19 protein-coding genes are annotated in these 20,636 nt (G+C 50.6%); 3 read left to right on the forward strand and 16 right to left on the reverse strand.

Annotation, left to right across the window (positions count from 1 at the left end):
• Positions 1-111: 111 nt before the first annotated feature.
• A complete protein-coding gene (locus tag INT19_RS18240; RefSeq protein ID WP_193061773.1) occupies positions 112-1,380 on the forward strand; it encodes a methyl-accepting chemotaxis protein in 1,269 nt (422 codons plus the stop codon).
• Between the two features lie 63 nt (positions 1,381-1,443).
• On the opposite strand, the gene INT19_RS18245 is transcribed toward INT19_RS18240, so the two are convergent.
• The 5 genes from INT19_RS18245 to dksA form a co-directional block, all read right to left on the reverse strand.
• Positions 1,444-2,094, reverse strand: coding sequence for a peroxiredoxin (locus tag INT19_RS18245; RefSeq protein ID WP_095604014.1), 651 nt, complete (start codon positions 2,092-2,094; stop codon positions 1,444-1,446).
• Between the two features lie 102 nt (positions 2,095-2,196).
• Positions 2,197-3,234 (reverse strand): CNNM domain-containing protein, encoded by a 1,038-nt coding sequence (locus tag INT19_RS18250; protein WP_193061774.1) that lies wholly within the window; start codon positions 3,232-3,234, stop codon positions 2,197-2,199.
• A 104-nt stretch (positions 3,235-3,338) separates the two neighbouring features.
• Positions 3,339-4,223 (reverse strand): GTP cyclohydrolase FolE2, encoded by an 885-nt coding sequence (gene folE2 / locus INT19_RS18255; protein WP_089039653.1) that lies wholly within the window; start codon positions 4,221-4,223, stop codon positions 3,339-3,341.
• Entirely contained in the window at positions 4,223-5,329 is a 1,107-nt protein-coding gene (locus INT19_RS18260; RefSeq protein ID WP_193061775.1) for a CobW family GTP-binding protein, read from the reverse strand. The genes folE2 and INT19_RS18260 overlap by 1 nt, the downstream gene beginning before the upstream one ends.
• Complete coding sequence (gene dksA / locus INT19_RS18265) at positions 5,329-5,814, reverse strand: RNA polymerase-binding protein DksA (protein WP_193061776.1); 486 nt, start codon at positions 5,812-5,814, stop codon at positions 5,329-5,331. The genes INT19_RS18260 and dksA overlap by 1 nt, the downstream gene beginning before the upstream one ends.
• Before the next feature lie 104 nt (positions 5,815-5,918).
• Here dksA and INT19_RS18270 point away from each other — a divergent pair, with 104 nt between their 5' ends.
• Together INT19_RS18270 and INT19_RS18275 are read left to right on the forward strand one after the other, a co-directional pair.
• Positions 5,919-6,578, forward strand: coding sequence for a DUF1826 domain-containing protein (locus INT19_RS18270; RefSeq protein WP_193061777.1), 660 nt, complete (start codon positions 5,919-5,921; stop codon positions 6,576-6,578).
• 76 nt (positions 6,579-6,654) lie between these two features.
• Positions 6,655-7,362 (forward strand): inorganic diphosphatase, encoded by a 708-nt coding sequence (locus INT19_RS18275; protein WP_193061778.1) that lies wholly within the window; start codon positions 6,655-6,657, stop codon positions 7,360-7,362.
• Between the two features lie 190 nt (positions 7,363-7,552).
• Here the strand turns inward: INT19_RS18275 and INT19_RS18280 are convergent, their stop codons facing one another.
• The 11 genes from INT19_RS18280 to doeB all read right to left on the reverse strand — a co-directional run bounded on the left by INT19_RS18280 (position 7,553) and on the right by doeB (position 20,630).
• On the reverse strand, positions 7,553-8,020 hold the full coding sequence (locus INT19_RS18280) for an S-ribosylhomocysteine lyase (RefSeq protein ID WP_089039658.1): 468 nt from the start codon (positions 8,018-8,020) through the stop codon (positions 7,553-7,555).
• Positions 8,021-8,074: 54 nt separating this feature from the next.
• Positions 8,075-8,422 (reverse strand): putative quinol monooxygenase, encoded by a 348-nt coding sequence (locus INT19_RS18285; RefSeq protein WP_193061779.1) that lies wholly within the window; start codon positions 8,420-8,422, stop codon positions 8,075-8,077.
• A 61-nt stretch (positions 8,423-8,483) separates the two neighbouring features.
• Positions 8,484-9,161, reverse strand: a complete 678-nt coding sequence (locus INT19_RS18290; RefSeq protein WP_193061780.1) for a haloacid dehalogenase type II — start codon at positions 9,159-9,161, stop codon at positions 8,484-8,486.
• A 133-nt stretch (positions 9,162-9,294) separates the two neighbouring features.
• The gene (locus INT19_RS18295; protein ID WP_125750983.1) at positions 9,295-10,728 is read right to left on the reverse strand and encodes an aspartate aminotransferase family protein; all 1,434 of its coding nucleotides are present in this window, start codon (positions 10,726-10,728) and stop codon (positions 9,295-9,297) included.
• A gap of 69 nt (positions 10,729-10,797) precedes the next feature.
• A complete protein-coding gene (locus INT19_RS18300) occupies positions 10,798-12,294 on the reverse strand; it encodes an NAD-dependent succinate-semialdehyde dehydrogenase (RefSeq protein WP_038477754.1) in 1,497 nt (498 codons plus the stop codon).
• Between the two features lie 247 nt (positions 12,295-12,541).
• Entirely contained in the window at positions 12,542-15,319 is a 2,778-nt protein-coding gene (locus tag INT19_RS18305; RefSeq protein WP_193061781.1) for an aminotransferase class I/II-fold pyridoxal phosphate-dependent enzyme, read from the reverse strand.
• 64 nt (positions 15,320-15,383) lie between these two features.
• Positions 15,384-16,421: a C45 family autoproteolytic acyltransferase/hydolase gene (locus INT19_RS18310; RefSeq protein ID WP_193061782.1), complete on the reverse strand. Its 1,038-nt coding sequence runs from the start codon at positions 16,419-16,421 to the stop codon at positions 15,384-15,386.
• Between the two features lie 2 nt (positions 16,422-16,423).
• Positions 16,424-17,896 carry a biotin carboxylase gene (locus INT19_RS18315; RefSeq protein WP_193061783.1) on the reverse strand — a complete coding sequence of 491 codons (1,473 nt, stop codon included), beginning with the start codon at positions 17,894-17,896 and terminating at the stop codon, positions 16,424-16,426.
• Positions 17,897-18,050: 154 nt separating this feature from the next.
• The gene (locus tag INT19_RS18320) at positions 18,051-18,920 is read right to left on the reverse strand and encodes a carbon-nitrogen hydrolase family protein (protein ID WP_038477761.1); all 870 of its coding nucleotides are present in this window, start codon (positions 18,918-18,920) and stop codon (positions 18,051-18,053) included.
• A 193-nt stretch (positions 18,921-19,113) separates the two neighbouring features.
• Positions 19,114-19,590, reverse strand: a complete 477-nt coding sequence (locus INT19_RS18325; protein ID WP_193061784.1) for an Lrp/AsnC family transcriptional regulator — start codon at positions 19,588-19,590, stop codon at positions 19,114-19,116.
• Between the two features lie 8 nt (positions 19,591-19,598).
• Entirely contained in the window at positions 19,599-20,630 is a 1,032-nt protein-coding gene (gene doeB, locus INT19_RS18330) for a N(2)-acetyl-L-2,4-diaminobutanoate deacetylase DoeB (protein WP_089039666.1), read from the reverse strand.
• Positions 20,631-20,636 lie beyond the last annotated feature (6 nt).

Below are 20,636 nucleotides of genomic sequence, written 5' to 3' on the forward strand. Positions count from 1 at the left end.
AGCATACCATTTATTTATACAAAACCATTACAAACAGAGTGCCTTTTATTAAGATCTGATCTACTATCACCCTATTCTCGGTGACAACAGACTAGATTTAAGGGACTACCAATGCTCGCATATTTCGCTTCTGACGCCTTACGTAGCGCCCTAACCCAACATACTGCGTGTATCTATTTTTCATCGGAAGGCATTATCCAAGAGGCTAGTGAGTCGTTTTTAGCCTCTATGGGGTACTTATTAGCTGACATTAAGGGGCAGCATCACCGTATTTTTTGTTTTCCTGAAGAAACGTCTAACCGTCAATATGATGATTTTTGGAAATCACTTGCAGCAGGTGTAAGCCAGCAGGGGCGTTTTCGGCGCATGAATGCACTTGGCGAAGAGGTATGGCTTGAGGCCACCTATTTACCGATCAAGAACCGTCGTGGCAACGTTGTACAGATTTTAAAAGTAGCCACTGACGTGACTAAAGAGCACCAAAACGCCGCTAGCGAACGTTTCATTCTTCAAGCCCTAAATAGCTCAATGGCAGTCATTGAATTCACAACTGACGGCTTTATTCTGGATGCCAATACTAATTTTGAACAAGTAATGGGTTATCCTCTGCACAAACTTCGTGGCGAACATCATCGACTGTTCTGCGATAACGATTTTTACCGAGAACACTCAGATTTCTGGCAACGCTTAAGCCAAGGGGAATATAAGCAGGGTAAGTTCTTACGCCTAAATGCCAAAGGAGGCGCCGTTTGGCTGGAAGCTACTTATAACCCTATCTTTGATGACGAGGGTAAGGTGGTAAAGGTCGTTAAGTTTGCTACCGATATCACTCAAGCAATGCTGGCAACTGAAGCGGCTAAAGCCACAGTAAGCAGCGCCCAAGCATCGTCTAGCCAAACCGAGCGAATTGCTCAAAATGGGTTAACCCACTTGCAAACGGTGCTTTCCGACTCACAACATGCCGCCCATACGCTCAACGAAGCACAGCAACTAATCACTGCACTAAACCAACAAGCGGAACAGATTAACAAAATTACTGCATCAATCGCGCAAATTGCCAGCCAAACAAACTTGCTTTCATTAAATGCCGCGGTAGAAGCAGCAAGAGCAGGTGAACAAGGCCGTGGATTTGCTGTAGTAGCAAATGAGGTACGCCAATTAGCCAAAGGATCAAGTGAAGCGGTGAGCGAAATCACTCGAGTTCTAAAAGAAAATAATGCACTTGTCGCCCGCACCACCCAGGCAATGCAGCAAGTGGTCAAGCAAGGTGAAAGCAGTCAAACGAGTGTTAAAGAAATAGAGTCAATTGTGAGCGAAATTTTGCAAGGTGCGCAGAATGTTTCTCACTCTATCGAACGACTCTCTTTAGCACCTTCATAAGAAGAAAACTCGCCATGTTTATGGCGAGTTTTTCAGTCTTAAAACGAGGTAGCGTTAACTTACTTAGCGCAATTTCGTTTTACGCAGGTACGGCAGAACAGCGTCAAATTCACCGAACTTCTGCTTGGCATCTTCATCAGACACGCTCGGCGGAATAATAACGTCCTGACCAACGGTCCAGTCAGCAGGCGTTGCAACGCCATGTTTTGCCGTGGCTTGCAGTGCATCCAGCGCACGCAGAATTTCTGCGAAATTACGGCCTACCGTCATCGGGTAGGTCATCGATAGTTTCAGCTGCTTATCCGGCCCGATAATGAACACCGAGCGTACCGTTGCGCTATCGGCGGGGGTGCGGCCATCTGGCAGATAAGCATCTTCTGGCAGCATATCGAACAGTTTGGAAACCTTTAGGCCTTCATCGGCAATAATGGGGAAGCCAACCTTATTGCCGCAAACTTTCTCGATATCGCTTGCCCAGCGTTTGTGGTCTTCAACGCCATCCACAGAGACGCCAATAACTTTGGTGCCGCGCTTTTCCCATTCGGGGCTCAGCGTTGCCACTGCGCCGAACTCTGTAGTGCAGACCGGGGTGAAATCTTTAGGGTGAGAAAAGAGGATCGCCCAGCTATCACCGATCCAGTCGTGGAAATGAATCGGGCCTTGGCTAGTTTCTGCTTCGAAATCAGGCACTACCGCATTGATACGTAATGACATCGTTCCTCCTCATTAGGGTCAAGTGACCTTAATACCTTATATGACTTTCAACGCCTTCACTATAGAACGTTTCGCGCTATAGCAGTGAAACATTTGCTATGCTCAATCCAGCGACGTGGCGTCTTTCTCTTCCCGCTTGATGCGCTTTACCCAGCGCTGTTTTGCATAGTGGCGCAAGTTCGCCACACTGTCGGTTTCATCGACAATATCTTGACCTAATATCGTCTCAATGATGTCTTCTAGGGTGATAAGGCCCACAAAGGTGCCGTGTTCATCATAAACCACCCGCATGTGCAGGTGATCCTTCAACATTGATGTAAACACCTGCTCGACATTGTTCGATACTTCGACACTACCAATTGGGTGCATCAGCTCGCGCATGGTTTTGGCATCATCGGCGTGATACATATCGGCCTTGTGCACATAACCAAATGCCTGCTCACCGTTATCCATCACAGGGAAACGCGTGAATGGCATTTTGCCATACTGCTCGTCAAACTCCTTGACCATCATGTTAGGCAATACCGTTTCACAGACAGTACGGGGCGTCATCGCTTTATTGACCGCAATTTCATGCAAATTCAGCATGTTAATAATGGTGCGTGACTCATCCGCATCCAACACTTGCTCTTCTAAACCTACCCGCGCCAACACTTTAATTTCATCGCGCAAGTCAACATCATGCTCCGACTTTCCTAAGCGGCGCGTAATCTGTTCAGACATCCAGATAAACGGCAGCAACCCAATGATCATTGGGTTCAGTAACCGTGGCAACATCGGTGATAGACCTCGCCAATAGGTAGCACCAATCGTTTTGGGAATGATTTCAGAAAGAATTAAAATCAGCATGGTCATGACGGCAGACACAATGGCAATAGAGGCTTCGCCAAACACGACCGCGGCCTGCGCCCCCACTGCCGTTGCACCGACAGTATGCGCAATGGTGTTAAGCGTTAAGATCGCGGCCAACGGCCGATCAATATTGGTTTTTAGCTTCGTCAGCGCTACATGAAGCTTGGGATTATCTTCTTTTTGCTTGGCGATATAGCTCGGCGTAATAGACAGCAACGCTGCTTCAAGGATAGAGCACAGAAAAGAGAACGCGATTGAAAGGGTAGCAATCGTGATAAGAAGGAACATGGGAGCTCATAGTGATGGATGATGCATCGTATATAAGGCCACGACTGCTTGGTGTCAATGCATAAACACATGTTTATTCTCTTACAGCCAGCAAACAATATTTATCACCACTGCCACTCACTTCTCGCCACTGCATCGTGGGCATGTAAACTTTCTGCGTGAACTACCTTTAGCTGGAACCCTGAAATATCAGCCATCTTTCTAAGCGCTCCATCCAGACGTTTGGCGGCATCTTCACAGAACATCAGATTCTGACCATTGGCGAGCGCAAATGCCTGCTCATCAATACGTTTAACAGCTGTCTGTAACGCTGTCCCCAGGGCGTTCTCAATACGCTCAATAAGGTCAGCAAGCGGTATGTCATCGTTTCCTGCCAGCCGTATGGAACAGTGGGCAACACTGCGCTGACTATGTGGAGTGGCGAGTACCCCTTCCTCGCTGCCTAGCCACGCGAGTACGGCCTGCTTGGTTAAGGGAATCTCTTCAAAATCTTCCGCAAACGCTTGCTGAATTAGCTGTCTTGCTAATGCCGCTGAGCAGGGGCAAGTTGAGGAGTAACCAACGGATACGTCTAGCTCCACCTTGAAACCTGACGGTGTGAGCTGGCTGTGCAGTGTAAACGGATAGCCTTTCCAACCTGACAAAGGGCTGATCAGCGCGTCACGTTTAAGTAATGCCTCCCCACTGAACGTTAGGTAAGCGTTTTCTGATAATGCGTGGTGACTCTCCAAAAAAGCCGCAAGAACACGATGAAGTAACGTGGGCGTTAGCGCCTGGTGCTCTAATGCATCCAATGCGGTATACAGCCGTGACATGTGGATACCGCGAGCACCGGCTTCTTCAAGGCTAACGCCCGCTGACACATTAGCGTTTACTTGGCTCCCCGCCAGCCTTACTGGCAGCGCCACGCCTTCCATACCAACCCAGGAAAGCGTGCCCGGTAAACGGGCAGGTTGTTGGGCAATATCGGGTAAAGTAAAAGCCGTCATTAAATTGCCTCGTTCGTTGATGAGTTAAAGGGTGTGAAATAACGATAAAGCTGCGCCACAGTGGCAGGCGCGACATTTTGAGTAATGAAGACAAACCGAGAAATGCGGTCATTAACACACTGCATCGGCAGAGGCGTCGGCGGGTGGAAAATGTGCTGGACGCCGTGCAGCGCGAGCGGTTCATCACGGTCGGTAAGGTGCACAATCGCTTTAATGCGTAGCATTTTCTCGCCCATCAACGACATCAATAGATCCAGCCAGTTTTCCAAAGCGTCTGGGGTAATTAATTCCTCAACGCAAAAACAAAACGCATTGATATTCTCCCCATGGCGAGTCAACGTTGGCTGGCTAGTGGGCTGCACAAAAGCAGCGTTACTGTCGCCCTGCTGCTCCCCCTCGTGCTTAACATCTTCAGCATGGATAACGCTGTAACGTGCTGACTTCAGCCACTGCTCCACCTGGTGTCGTTGAGAATCCCGACGAAAAAGCCCTGCGCCTACCAACAATTCAGGCGAAAGATTACCGTTCACCACCTGCCACTGCTCTGCGGCGGGATTGATAGACGCCAGTTGGTTAGCCAGTGGCGCTAAGCAAACTTCGTCGACCAGGTCAGTTTTGGTGATGAGTAATCGGTCAGCTATCGCAATCTGGCGCTGTGACTCACGATGCGCCTGCAACGTTGCCTCACCGTTCGCGGCATCAACACAGCACACCACGCTATCCAACTGGAAACGGTGGGCAAGCCAATGATCGGTCATTAACAGCTGTAAAATAGGGGCGGGATCGGCCAGTCCCGTGGTTTCAATCACAACACGGGAAGGTGCTGGTTTTCCCTCTGCCAACAGCGAATCAATAGCCTGCTTTAGCGTACGGCTTAAGTCTCCCCTCAATGTGCAGCACAAACAGCCGCTGCTCATCTCCACCACCGCTTGCTCATCACTCTGGGTAATCAGTTGATGATCTAGTCCAATATCACCAAACTCATTAATTACGATCAGCGTGTTTTGCATTGACGCTTGGCGTACCCAGCGATTGAGTAACGTTGTCTTACCGCTCCCTAAAAATCCGGTCAGTACGTTAACCGGTGTCAGCGTGGAGAACTGCATCACTCCCCCCGTGCCTTGCGGAAATGGTGCTCTTTACGCTCCTGGCGCTCCTTTGCCTCAATGCAAAGCTTTGCCGTGGGACGAAAAAGTAGCCGTTGAAGACCAATTGGCTCGCCAGTTTCTTCACAGAAGCCGTATTCGCCATTTTCGATGCGCTGTAAGGCTGCATCGATATTAGTGATCAACCGACTTTCGCGATCTGCTTGGCGAAGTGACAACCGCAGCTCCTCCTCAAACGAGGCCTGGTCAGCCTCGTCGCTATCCCTCTCATGAGAGGCGATAGCCGTTTTCACCTCGCTTAAATGCGCTTCAAGTTCCGCTCGCTCGTTTAAAAGCCGCCGACGAAAAAAAGCAAGCTGCGCGGCATTCATGTACTCGTCCTCTGATGAGGCCAACAGCAGAGCCTCCTCAGCTTTTTTTGCATCTGGGAATTCAGCGCCACTGTCTGTTCTGGCAGTTACTGACTGAGTGATATCGGGTTGCAATGGTTAGACTCCTTTTGATAAAAACGTTATAACATAACAAATAAAGCTCTGCGACCTAACCTTTCTCAATGCTAATGCACTGCTAAACGTAACAGGAGACCTACATGCCCACTCCACACTCTCATCAAGCAGTCTCTTGGCGACTACCACAACACGCCGCACTGGATACCGACATCAGCGTGCTTCCGCGTATATTTGAAGAGCAGATTAACATCGCTATTCTGCACCGCGCTCTGCCCGCCGATGTGGCGCTTAGCGCAAACGCACAGAGCCAGACATCGCGCGACTGGCAGTACGCATGGCTTGGCAGCCCGACAGATGACTTTAAAAATGACTTGCGTCGCAAGCTACCAGAGCCCTCAGCAGGAGATGCGCTGGTTGACGATATCGCAACCGCTGCTGAAGCCATCGCATTCCTGTTTGATACCGATACCGTGGGCATTCGTCTACGCTTATTAACAGCGGCGATGTGCCCACGTTTTCACTGCGACAACTTGCCGGTACGTTTAGTGACCACCTATGTCGGCCCGGGTAGCGAATGGTTACCTGAAAATGCGCTTAATCGCGCGGGGCTGGGTGCGCCAACACCTGATCGCCCAGAGATTATCAGCGACCCAAGCGCCATTCAGCGGTTGCATGCCGGTGATATCGCGTTGCTAAAAGGCAGCGGTTGGGTGGGCTGTGAAGAGCATGGCTTAGTGCACCGCAGCCCCTCTTTGGAGGCAGGTCAAAAGCGGCTATTGCTAACGATAGACCCCGCTTGATCGACTTACCCCTGTCACTAATTCGTCACTCCCCCCTGATAGGATTTATCGAATTAAATCGCTTACGGGAATGGTCATGGATAACAAACTACTGCTGGCAGGTGTAATAAGCATCTCGATGTTAACGTCGACGGCGTATGCTGAGTCATTAGGCAATCTAGCCTTTTCTGACACAACGCCCTATACCTCAGACATGACCCTAAAAGATGATTTCACCATTGCCGGTGATGACGATTTAATGGCGATGGATGCCATTAACAGCAACGGTTATGCCAACGCCATTATCGAAATACCCACAGGCACGTCTGCCAAATGGGAAGTTAGCAAAGAGGACCCGAACGCGGTTTATTGGGAGTATAAAGACGGCGAGCCGCGCATTGTAAATTACCTGGGTTATCCAGGCAATTATGGCGCCATTCCGGGTACTGCCCTGCCCAAAGAACTAGGCGGTGACGGTGACCCACTCGATGTCATCGTCTTAGGCCAAGCGTTACCGCGCGGTGAAGTCGTTGATGTACGTGTTATTGGCGTTTTAAAAATGTTAGACGACGGCGAGCAAGACGACAAACTGGTGGCAGTACTTACCCAGGATTCACCGTTTGCCCATATTGAAAGCATGCAGCAACTCGATAGTGAGTTCCCTGGTGTTAGCCAGATTGTTGATATCTGGTTCGCGAATTACAAAGGCCCTGACGGTGGTATGGAAGGTCTTGGGTTTGAAGACGCCGAGTCAGCGTTAGCCGTACTAGCAGCAGCTGCTGAGAATTTTTCAGCCACGCAATAATCTGATTGAATCAAACCGCCGTATTTTAAACTGTTTAAACATCACTGTTCTATTGATAGAGCAGTGATGTTCTATGCCTTTTTTCCCCATGCTTAACGTTATTGGGCGTTTGCCATTGGTTAATGACCCAACACTAAAACGCCCCCAGTAAGGAGGCGTATTGCTGATATTGCATGCTTTCATTTACTGGTTAAGCAAATACGTCAGTCCACTCACTGCGCTTAGCCAGCAAGCCTTTGGCTAGCGCTTGGGCACCTTCCAGGCTGTGACTGGCGGCCCAGCCGCACTGCATCTCATTACAGGCGGGTACTTCCGTGGCAGTCAGCACATCGTTGAGCGTTTGCTCGATAATGCTTAGCACGCCGTCATAATCGTCGTGGTTAATCATCGCGATATAAAAACCAGTTTGGCAACCCATCGGGCTGATATCAACCACTTTATCGGTGTGATTACGCGACATTTCAGCCATCAGATGCTCCAGGGAGTGCAGCGCAGGCATCTCCATGTGCTCTTTGTTGGGCTGACAAATACGCAGATCATACTTGTGGATACGGTCGCCATTTTGGCCTTCTTTAATATCGGCCAAACGCACGTAAGGTGCTTTTACCTTGGTATGGTCCAAGTTAAAGCTTTCGACGTTCATTTTCTTTTCAGTCATGTTGGCTCCGTCATCTAGGTACAACGCTTACTTATTCTACACCGTTACTGCTTTTCACACCTTGGGAGCGTCGAAATTCCACGGCTCGTCGGTATAAACACACACGTTGGCATCTTCAATATCGCCGTCGGGTGACTCGACGTGCTTAGCGAAAAAATCTTGTATCTCTTTGCGCTGACAGTGGGCTTCAAACTCTTCTCGGCTGGCCCAGATTTCATGAAACACGATCGGGTGGCTAGTGCCCTGGGCAAACGGATTGTCGATTTGCCGAGTCACAGTGTAGTGAATACAAGCATCTTCGCGATGGGTGTTTGGCTCTAAAGACTGCAGCGCTTTAAATACCGCTTCTTCTTTTCCCGCTTTGGGCTTAAAGCTGGCGATACAGTAAATTTTTTCCGACATGGTCATATCCTAAGCGATTAAGTTGGCATCATTATGCGGCTTGTCGGTGTGGGTTAACAACCTAACGGCTCATTCGTTCAGCCAGCATTTCCAAATCAGGCACTGTCATATCCGGCTCTCCTCCCCAGGGGTCGAAGGGCGCATCAGGGTGACGGCGCACCCAGGCGCTATGTAAACCTGCATGCGTTGCTCCAATCACATCAAAAGGATTACTGGAAATCAGCCAGGTATGTTCTGGGCGTGCTTCTAAACATGCGCGTAAGTAGGCGTATACCGCAGGATCAGGCTTGAAGCGCTTAACGTCATCAACACTTACCACCGCATCCATGTGGTTTTCCACGCCTGCGCGGGCCAGTAGCTTAGTGACAGCTTCTTGAGTGCCGTTAGAAAACGCCACGCAGCGAATTCCAGCATCACGTAGTTGATCTAGGGCAGGCAGCACATCTGGGAATGCAGGTAACTCTGCATAAACCGCCATTAAGTGGTCATGGTCATTATCAGAAAGACCGCTTTGCATCGCACGATCAGTGAACACTAATGCCTCCCGGATACACTCCGAAAACGGCACATAGGCTCCCATCAAACCATGGCGAAAGCTGTATTCCAGCTGTTTTTCCCGCCAGCGCTTAGCAAAATCCCCAGCGATGGCTGCGTCACTGAGGCGGCGCTCCAGCTCAACCGTTACCCCTTGGGTATCAATGAGCGTGCCGTATACATCAAAAGCAAGTACCGGTTGCATGATAACTCCTAGCCTGATGGGTCGGATAATGGTGGGAGATAGGTGATCTCATGCATTTAGCATAGCTGCCCTCCTCAAAAACAAAAACGCCGCTGCGATATAGGCAGCGGCGTTTGGGGAGCGTTAAGCGCTATTAAATCGTAAAGGCCGCTTCTTGCTCACCGGTTTTAAGATCACCGGAACGCACCAGCTCATCCGTCACGCGATCAATGGCACGCTTGGCGCGACCAATCATTTCGTCAACTTCACCACGGTTAATGGTCAGTGGCGGTGCAAAGCCTAGAATATCGCCTTGAGGCATCGCACGGGCGATCAGGTTTTCTTCCATTGCCGCTGCTGCAACACGCGGGCCAACTTTCAACGCCGGGTCGAAATGCAGGCGCTGTTTGGCGTCTGGTGAGAACTCTAGAGCGGCCATTAGGCCAACACCGCGTACGTCGCCAAGCAACGGGTGACCTTCAAAGGTGGCCTTGAGCTGCTGCTGGAAGTAGCCGCCAGTTTCAGCAGCGTTACCGACTAGGTTTTCGCGCTCAATAATATCCAAGTTGGCAAGGCCAGCGGCACAGCCTAGTGCATGACCTGAATAGGTCCAGCCATGACCGATGGGACCAAACTCACCAGTCCCCTGCTCAAGCACTTTCCACACTTTGTCGCCAACAATCACGCCAGAAAGCGGCTGGTACGCGCTGGTTAACCCTTTAGCAATGGTGACCAAATCAGGCTTCATATTGTAATGGTGGCTACCGAAGTCCGAACCGGTACGGCCAAAGCCACACACGACTTCGTCGGCTATCAATAGCACGTCATACTTGTTCAGCACTGCTTGAATCGCATCCCAATAGCCTTCTGGCGGCGGTACGATACCACCGGTACCCAGCACCGGCTCACCGATAAATGCTGCGACGGTGTCGGGGCCTTCTTCAAGAATCATTGCCTCTAGTTTCTCGGCACAGTAGGCAGAAAACTCGAGTTCTGTCATACCGTGCTGCTCTGCCGCGCGCAGATAGTAGTGCGGTGCTTCAGTGTGGCGAATGGTTTCGATTGGCAGGTCAAAATGGTCGTGGAACGCTTTAAGACCGGTTAGCGAACCAGAGGCGATGCCAGAACCGTGGTAACCACGCATACGCGAGATCACTTTTTTCTTCTGCGGACGCCCCAGCACGTTGTTGTAGTAACGCACAATTTTGAGCTGTGTTTCATTCGCATCCGAGCCTGACATGCCGTAATACACCTTGGACATGTTCATGCCAGCGATTTTCAGAACACGCTCAGAAAGTTCAATCTGCGGCTCGTTCGAGTGGCCTACATAGGTGTGGTAATAAGATAGCTCTAGCGCTTGCTTATAGATCGCTTCAGCAACTTCAGTGCGACCATAGCCGATATTGACGCAGTAAAGGCCCGCAAAGCCGTCGATAAACTCACGGCCATCTTTATCTACGATATTAATACCTTTACCGCCAGTGATAACACGGCCAGGCAAATCGCCGTGAGCGAAGTCGCGCAGATGGGTAGAGGCGTGAAAAGTGACTTTACGGTCGCGTTCGATCAGATCCTGATGCAAGCTCATAACGTTCTCTCTATACAGTCCCTCCCCACCGTGTGGGGAGGATGCTTAAATTAATAAAACCGATTGATATCAACTTCCTGACACTGAACCTAATGCCCCAAGGCAGTAGTACTTCGTTTCTAAATACTCATCGATACCGGTAGCGCCGCCTTCACGACCAAGGCCGGACTGTTTGACGCCACCAAAAGGTACTGGTGGACCTGTCATTTTCACGGAGTTGACGCTAACCATACCGTACTCCAATGCCCGCATTAGCTTCCAGATGCGGCGAATATCATGGGTGTAGATATAAGCCGCTAAGCCGTATTCGGTGTCATTGGCCATTTCAATAACTTCGTCATCGGTACTATAAGCGGTAATACCGGCCACCGGGGCAAAGTTCTCTTCACGCCAAACTTTCATTTGCGGTGTTACATTGGTCAACAGCACTGGCATAAAGAAGTTATCGCCCGGTGCTTGGCTCTGGTCACCAGCAATCATCGTGGCACCTTTGGAAATCGCATCATCAACAATCGATGCTGCTTTTTCGACTGCCTGGCGATGAATCAGCGGGCCTAAATCAACTTCTCCATGCAAACCGTTACCCACGGTAAGTGCCGCCATGCGCTCGGTAAATTGCTCAACGAACTCATCGTGGATAGATTCGTGAACCAAAATTCGGTTAGCGGCTAGGCAATCTTGCCCAGCCGTTTGAAACTTGGCCGAGACTGCAGCATAGGCTGCTTCTTTGGGATCCATATCCGGACCAACGATAAACGGTGCGTTGCCACCTAATTCCAGCGATAGCCGTTTAACCGTATTTGCGCTCTGCTCAATCAACAAGCGGCCAACACGGGTGGAGCCCGTGAAAGAGAGCGCTCGGATACGCGGCTCGCTGCACAAAATTTTAGAGACTTCTGCAGGATCACCCAGCACGACGTTAAAAATACCTTCCGGAATACCTGCCCGCTCGGCAAGCTCCGCCAGCGCCAGCGCCGAGAACGGCGTTTCATTGGCAGGCTTGATGATCACCGGGCATCCAGCGGCCAACGCCGCTGCGGCCTTGCGGGTAATCATGGCCAGCGGGAAGTTCCACGGCGTAATCATCGCCGCAATGCCTACCGGCTCTTTAATGGTGCCCAATGATGCATTGGGAATATGGCTGGGAATGGTTTCACCGTAGGTGCGTTTGCCCTCTTCAGCGAACCAACGCACGAAACTGGCACCGTACTCTACTTCACCACGGGCATCCGGCAGCGGCTTGCCCTGCTCCAACGTCATGATGGTGGCTAGGTCTTCACGATTGGCTTGAATCAAATCGTACCAAGCCAGCAAGCGCTCGCAGCGCTCGTCAGCGCGTAGGGCACGCCACTGTACAAAGGCAGTTTCAGCAGCATCTACGGCAGCGGTAATTTGCTCCGCTTCCAGCAAGGGAATGTGGCCAATGGCTTCATTGGTCGCCGGGTCATACACCGCTTCTTCGCGGCCGCCGTCACCGTGGGTCCATTTACCGTCTACGTAGGCGTACTGCCGGAACAGACGCGGATCTTCCAAGCGCTTAGTGAGCGTGGTCGATAGTGTGGTCATGGGCACCTCCCCAGGTTGCAGCCAATTACGGTGAAGCCAATCGTTGGCGACAAACCGTTGCACAGAAAATGTTGCTAAAAAATCGATCTACAGCCCAACGTTTCGATGGGCTGTTTCAGTGTGTCTAGCGTAAGGGAGATACCGCACGAAGTGTTTTTGAAAGCGCCGGATAATTCCGGCGCTTTTTTTGTGAAAGCATGCTTTATAGTGATTTTTTTTGGCAGCGCCTCTATTTAATCTGCTGTATTTAACCTGCGGCGGGGTTAATCAGAGCCTCCTCAGTAAACACCACTAGCCCTAACTCCGGCCGATAGCCATGGATCTCAGTGACATCCAGCGCCTGCAGAAAGGCTAAAATTTCTTCGCTGATGACCTGCCCTGGCACTAATACCGGAAATCCTGGCGGATAAGGGATGACAAAACTTGCCGATACAACATCGCGTCCAGCACGCATTTGCGACTGTAACTTGCCATTATCGAAGCGTAAGTACTCAGTATTCTCTTCATCGTAACTCAGAAAGTAAGCACAACGAATATCACCCTGGGGCGTATCAGGATTCGGCCGGAAGGCGTCGTGGAAACGACTGAAGTCAGGTAGTGGCGGCAAATCATGATTCAGCGAATGCACCTGATTCTCGATGATTTTGCGCTCAGGGCGGCTACTGTCTTCCAAGCGATATTCGAACTCTTTCGCCAACTTGATCAGCACATCCAACAAGTAGGCAATAGAGCCCCGTGTCGTGCCGATATTGGTCATAAACAGTACGGTGTTGCGGGATGTCTTGTTGATCTGAACCCCGTACTTATTCATCAGGTATTCATTTTTAAAGGTATCGCCGTCAACGCCCGTGTTACCGATGGCAATCGTGACACGGGTAGGGTCAACAACAAACTCGTCTCGCGCCCAGGCTTCCTCCATCTTATTCCACCCAGTCACCGGATCGTAATAGGACTCTACACCCGACTCGCGGTAGGCTTCAGGCACCATGTCGCTATTTTTTAATACGCGGAAATATTTCTGCAGTAATGGGTGGGTGTAGAGCTGTTCGCGAAGCGAAAGCGCTGTCTCTACCTGGGCATGTACCAGTTCGAAACCTTCCATTTCCGCCTGCATCCTTCCCACATCCAGCGATGCCACAATCTGATAGTTGGGCGAGGTAGAGGTGTGAGTCATGTAGGCTTCATGGAAAGAAGCCTCCACTTTCTGGCGAAAATCCTGATCCCACACGTGAATCATTGAGCCTTGGCGTAACGAGGTCAGCGTTTTGTGGGTTGAATGGGTTGCATAGGTGCGAATGCGCACCTCGTCTGGGTCGGGCATCAGTCGCTGGTCAAGCCATGTAGCGTCATCTTCTGGATCAAGCTTATCGAACTCGGCTTTCCAAGCCGCATACTCTTCCCGATAACTCTCACTGCGGTAACGATCCCGCAACGTACGTGCCGTATTCATAGCGGTACGTGGCCGATACGTCGGGTTAAAACCAGCGAAGGCAAACCATGCTTCATCCCAAAGAAAAACCAGATCTGGTTTAATCGCCAAACACTCTTCCATCACCCGGCGCACGTTATAGACGATGCCATCGAAGGTGCAGTTGGTCAGCAACAACATCTTAACTTTGTGCAATTGTCCGGAACGCTTGTAGGACAGCAGCGTTTTCTTGATTTCATGCAGCGGCACCGCACCGTACATGGAATAATCGTCAAGCGGATAGGAGTCTAAATAACTGACATGTGCACCGGCTAGCACCATGCCGTAATGATGCGACTTGTGACAGTCACGATCGATCAGCACAATGTCTCGCGGCTTAATCAGCGCCTGCACCACAATCTTATTGGCAGTGGACGTACCATTAGTCACAAAGAAGCTACGACGAGCTCCAAAGGCGCGGGCAGCGTACTCTTGTGCCTTTTTGATTGGCCCAAACGGTTGCAACAGCGAGTCTAGTCCCCCCGATGTTGCGGATGTTTCGGCCAGAAAAATATTAATGCCGTAGAAGTCGATCATGTGCCCTGCCCAGTGGGATCGAGTCACCGACTTGCCCCTGGAAATGGGCATGGCATGAAACACCCCTGTGGGCTTCCTACTATATTCACGCAGAGCATCAAAAAACGGTGTGCGATAGCGATTATCAATGGCGCGTAGAATCGTATGATGCTGCTCGATGTAATCCGTTTCGCGGTAGAAGATACGGTTGAAGTGCTTAATATCTCGACTTGCCGTAGCTTCAACATCACCGCTCGTCACCAGAAATTGATCAATTTCTGGGCGTAATTCATGAATCATCGAACTCAGCAGGATACTGCGATCAGCTTCGCTATGGTGCTCCAGCTCATTTTCTGAGAGACCTTCCAGATAATTACGCAAAGCACTGAGGTTATACTTGGACTTATACGGAAACTCGTAGCGAATCAGACAGGCTTGTATATTAGGATTCACCAATATGGCAATCAACGCATCTTCAAAGCTTTTTACCGTTACAACATCGTAAACAAAGCGATCTTCAGGTCGGCGCATGTTATGAAATGCTTCACGCACCACATCTTCTTCCTGGTTAGAAAGATTATCTACGATCAGCAGTTCAAAGTAAGGTTGCGCCGAGCTATTGGAAGCCGGGTGTCCGCGGCGAAGTTGATTAAGGGCGTCCAAAGCCTCCATGTCTTCAGCACCCGCATCCGTCTCAGAAAGATCTACATGCCGTCGACGATAGGACTCACTGATCAACGCCCTTACCAAACGCTTAACGACTTTATCCAACAGCGCATATTCACCGCGATTAAATAGCGTCCAAAGGTGGCGAAAATCCTCTTTAGATGGAAATGCGTGGTAGTCCTCAATGATCTCTAAGCGTGTCAACTTGATGTCGATAGCTTTAATCAAGTTTTTGGCGCGATCCTCTTCTTTAAGGCGCGTCAAAATACCCAAATCACGTTTAAGCTCATTCCAGGTATCAGCACGAAGTTGGGAAATTTTGTGATAAAAACCCAGGGCGGTGTAGGAAGTTTCGGTTGGATTATTCTCTTGCATGACGACACCCATCCTTTTTAGGTATTTATCTGGACAAGACACTTGCCTCAGCAACAGTACTAAATCAGCCGGACAGCCCGCGGGAGCCATAGCGCACGGTAATTTGCTCTTCAGGAAACACATCGAAGCTCAAATCTAATACTCTACCGGGCCAGCGAAACTGGGTAAGCCTTTCCTTAGTGCGATATACCGCGGTATACACTGTGCCCAGGCCACGCCGATAGTCATGGCGAAACAAAGGGGGAGCGGAAAAAGCCGAAATTAGTCGCTCTTCAGTGGTGGCGTCATCGTCCACCAGAATCGAGAGCTGACGCTCGCGAATCAAGGTTTCAGAGGCCAGCGCATGGGCATACCATTCGATTTTCTTTTGATGATTGGTAGCCACCGCCACCCGCCGAATGCTGGCGCGGCGATCCGGTGCAATCATCGCCGTGACATAACGCCCTGAAGCATCTGCCACGGTAATGTTGTAGGCCATATGGGTAGGCACTCTCGCAAGTACCGCAGCAGCTTCGGGCACGGTATCGCAGAATTCGAGAATGTAGCGAAGAATAACCGGCGCACCAAAGCCATCCCCCACCACCTTGCGCCCACCAAAGGCCAGAGAAACAGCAAGCCCAGAATCGTTCATCCCGTCTAGCACGCCCCACAGGCAATCAGACATGGCGATAACACGCCGTTGATTCCAGCGGGTGTAGAGAATGGAGCCCTCGCACAACTCCGGTGGGTAATCATAGTTGCGTGCCAGCACAGTTGACGTCGGCCTTGCTAGTACCGCCTGTGAGCAACCGGTAATATACGGCGGCGGACGATACAAGCTCAGTAGCCGTGACGAAAGATCCCCGCCACCGGCTACTTCACACAGCGTGCGGTAAGTCGCCAGCAATTCGGGCATGTGCTTGCGTAAGGCGTTATGACACTCCAGATAAGAGGGACGCTCACGCTCACCTTCGGCCAGATACCAGGGCTCATAGGCAGGCCAGTGGTAATGGAACAACGACTGCCATTTTGGCCCCGCCACCTCTTCATGCACGGTGCGAAACGTCAAGGCTTTGTCCAGCTCCACACCAGGCGCTCGGCCTGCAACAAAGTTGCTGTCCATGGTTAAAGAATTTTGAAGTTGCCACCGCCGATAGCATGGCTGACGGCAACTTCCTCCACCACTGGGTCTTGCAACGCCTGTCCGGTGTACTGACCACGGATGCCGTCTATCCAAGCCTTGGCACGCTCATTCAGTTGGAAGTCATCATCCATTAACCGCCCCCGGGTGATCAAAATACCCAGGTCGGCCCCTTCATAGCGGAAGTCTCCTGCGCCACTAATGCGCAGAAAAAAGGCTTCATGCTCGTTCTCTGCCGCGTGGGGGTGATAGCTATAATGATCATAAGCAATTTCGCCCTGAGCATTCATGCGCCATACGCCGGTAGTAGGCGCTTCCGTTAACAGGTCAACGCTTTCATCGGTATGCTTGATAACCAGCTGGCTCCAGCTGTCGACACTTTCAGGGTGCGCCCAACGCTCATTGATATCATTGATGTCCAGGTCAAAATCGACATCCGAAAATTCAAGCAGGTGAAACAGGAACAGTGGAATATCAGAATGAGCAAAAGCCGCCACATTCGTCAGAGAGCTTGCTCCTGTCACACGGGGGTTAAGTTCACCCAGATACACTTCATGGGTATCCATATCAATCAGGAAATCGAGTTCAAAATAGCCTCGATAACCCTCTTCGCGCAGTGCCTCACCAAACTTAAAGGTGTACTCGCGCGCTAAATCACGCACTTCCTGACTAAAGGCGCCGGCGAACATTTCGTTGCCACACCAACCGCCCTTATAAGGAGTCAAGGACTTGAAGCCTACAAGCTCTGTCATCAACGGGCCAACGACCGTACCGCAACGCGTGGCACAAGCTTCTATCGCCGAGCCGCGACAGTTGATGCGCTTCATGATCTTGACCTCGGGTTCGGCTTCGATCTCTTCAGCATGCTTGTAATAGTCTTCTTCACTGGCAATAAAGAAGGTGGTATGACCAGAATCGCCAAACGCGGTCTGTACCACTAAATCGTTACCGAGCGACTCGCTGACCTCTAGAAGCTCCTGATAACTGCCTACCCTGGCCAACACGTTGGGCACGCTGGGCACACCCGCTTTATTGCCAATACGCACCGTCTCAATTTTATTATCCATCCGCTTGCGCAGTTCGGCGGGAGGGAAGGCAACCCGCAGGCCCAACTGCTCACAAATTTCTTCGGTGTGCTCATCGAACATTAAAAACGATGCTACCCCAGCGCTTTCGCCATTGGCTCGTGATTGAATGAAATCAATGACTTCTTTGTGCTCAAGCAGATAGTTATTAATATCTTCAATGCTCTCGAAGTCGCGGGGAAACTTCTGTTTAGGCACGAAGACATTACGCTGCTTGCCTTCAAAGCAGTCAATATAGTTAATGTGACGGAAGCTACCTACCCAATCACCGATACCCAGAAGATTGAAGTTCGTCGCAGAAATAAAGTAAACCGGCTCTTTATTGTTTAGAAAATATCTACGGACATCTGCAATGGACGTTATTTTATTCATTGTTTTCGCTCCTTGTATGACACGTACTGAAGGCCGTGTTGAACTAGTGCTGCCTAGGAGTTTCGCTAAATATCGCGATATTCGCCTAAATTGATCATCCAGCTTGGCGCGAAATCCATTCTTCTTGTGATGATGGGTCAAGCCAAATAGGCTCCTAAAAAATGTCTTGGTCGGTACGTACTGGTTTAGCAAGTGGTCCTAAGGTGTCAAGGAAAGGGGAAGATCCGTTTTCGCTACGGTATAGCGAAAAATCGACTTCACGGTCACGGAAACTTTTCAGTGGCTGGCCCAAACCGCGCAACCCTGTTTCGCGCTCGCGGCGGACGCGGTTGAGGTCAATTTCGATGGGTATGACTTCTTCACCAATACCCGCTTGATGGATCACGTCGCCAGAGGGGCCAACGACGATAGAGCGGCCATTCCCCAACGCGCCAGCGCCATTGATATCGAAGAAGTAACACTGGTTGATCGCCGCATTGGTGCGGGCAATTGACAGCTCAATATCTCGGTCAATGGTATCCGTCATCGTGGGGTGGAGAATGACTTCGGCCCCCATTGAAGCCAGGGTACGAGTTGTTTCGGGAAACCACATGTCATAACAAATAGAAACGCCAAAGCGGCCTATCGTTGGCACATCGAAGACCACAAATTCACTGCCGCCCTCGACGCCAGCTTCGTAAGGTCGGAACGGAAACATCTTACGATAACGCGTTACAACTTGGCCCAGAGGGTTAATCACTACCAAGGTATTGTAAGTATGCTCGCCGACTTGCTCGAACATTGAGCCCGGAATTAACCAGATGCGATGCTGCGCAGCCAGTTGGCAAAAAAATGCTTCGGTATCGCTGGGCAACGTTTGAGCGTGGAGCGGTGAAGCTCCCATCGGCATTAATTCGCTGAACAGCACCATTTGAACCTGAGGAAAACGATTCATTAGCGCATCGATCCGATGGCGCATAGCCTCGGTATTGTCGCCATGGTGCAGGGCATGCATTTGAACACCGGCAATGGTGAAATATGACATTAGCTTCTCTCTGCGTCAGGCGATCTGACTGTTTCCGCTTAGTAAATTAACTTCTATGGATGTCTTTTACTAAGCTAGTGGTGAGTGGCATTAATTTTCATGTTAAGCCAACAAAACGCTGAAATAGCGTTGATCAAATATCTGGATAAATTGTTAAATTCGATTTGGATAGATCGTTTTACACAGACCAGCATTACAAAAAGTCCTTTGACCCAATACCTGGTTCGGTCCGTTTGACCGATTTGGTCACGATATAGGTGAAATAACGCTCTATTCCCACGTCCGAGACTAACCAACTATCGATCAAGCGTTGATAGCTGTCGATGGAAAACACTTCAAACTTCACCAGATAATCCACACCGCCACCTACCGCCACGCACTCTGTGGCGTCTGGCGTTTGCATGACTAATGCTTCAAAGCGGGAAAAGCTTTCAGCATTGTGCTGTTTGAGCTCGATCTGCACCCATACGGCGTTGCGCGGCACTAATACATCGGCATTAATGCGCGCGGTATATCCTTCGATAACGCCCGCATTTTCCAGACGTTTAACTCGCTCCCAGCAGGGACTCACCGAGAGGTTGATGGCTTCCGCCAGCTTCGACTTAGTGATTCGTCCATCCCGAGAGAGAATATCGAGAATTTTTAAATCATAACGGTCCAATTTCATCATGCGGGTTGTCACGCCTCCAGGCGTTCAACAACATCGGCAATCACCGCCAGGGTGTCCCCCATATTGATTAACGATGGCGCACGGCGAGCCATTAAGATGCCGTCACGTTCCGCTTTGTAAGCCACAGGAGCGGTACCGCTGCGGGTCATATCGTAAACATAGGCAATGGTTTGGCCTTTTTTCACCTCATCACCCAACGCCACTAGCAGCTCTAACACCCCAGAATGCTGGCTTTGCACGTAACAGCTGGCATCTGGCATATCGAGGTACATTTGCCCACCCTCGGGCATTTCTACTGTGCCTTGCACCAAACCGTAATGGATCAAAAAATTGCGCACACCGCGCTCAGCAATCGCAATGCTTTGCGGCGTGGACGTACCGCCGCCGCCAAGCTCAGTGGCCACAAACACTTTGCCCTGGCGCTCACAGGCCGTATCGAACAGTTTTTCTGCATCTAGCTCAAACATCACCATCGCATAGGGAGCGCCGAACGCTTTAGCGCCTTCCAACGCCGCCTGCTGTTGGGACTTATCGTCTAAAACGTGAGAAGCGCCGAACGGCAAAATATCCAGCGTACGGCCACCAGAGTGCAAATCGAGCACTACATCGCTAATAGGAACCAGCGCGCGGGTAAAATAATCAGCGATTTGCGACGTTACGGTGCCGTTTGGGTCCCCTGGAAAACTACGATTCAAGTTGCCTTTATCCATCGGCGACGTGCGCTTTCCAGCCATGACTGCTGGCGTGTTCATACACGGTACGATAATGACTCGCCCGCTCACCTCTTCCGCTTTCAACGTGGAAGAAAGCTTCAACAACGACGTTATGCCTTCGTATTCATCGCCATGATTCCCACCCGTTAATAACGCCGTGGGGCCTTCGCCATTTTTAACCACGGTAATAGGTATCATTACCGCGCCCCAGGCAGACTCATCGGTGGAAATCGGCAGTTTTAAAAAGCCGTGCTGTACGCCATCGGCGTCGAAATCAACGGTGGCGGAAATAGGGCTAGGCCGCAGTTGGTTCGGTTGAAGCGTCATTGTATG

This window comes from Halomonas sp. 3A7M, assembly GCF_014897875.1.
Classification (GTDB): Bacteria; Pseudomonadota; Gammaproteobacteria; order Pseudomonadales; family Halomonadaceae; genus Vreelandella.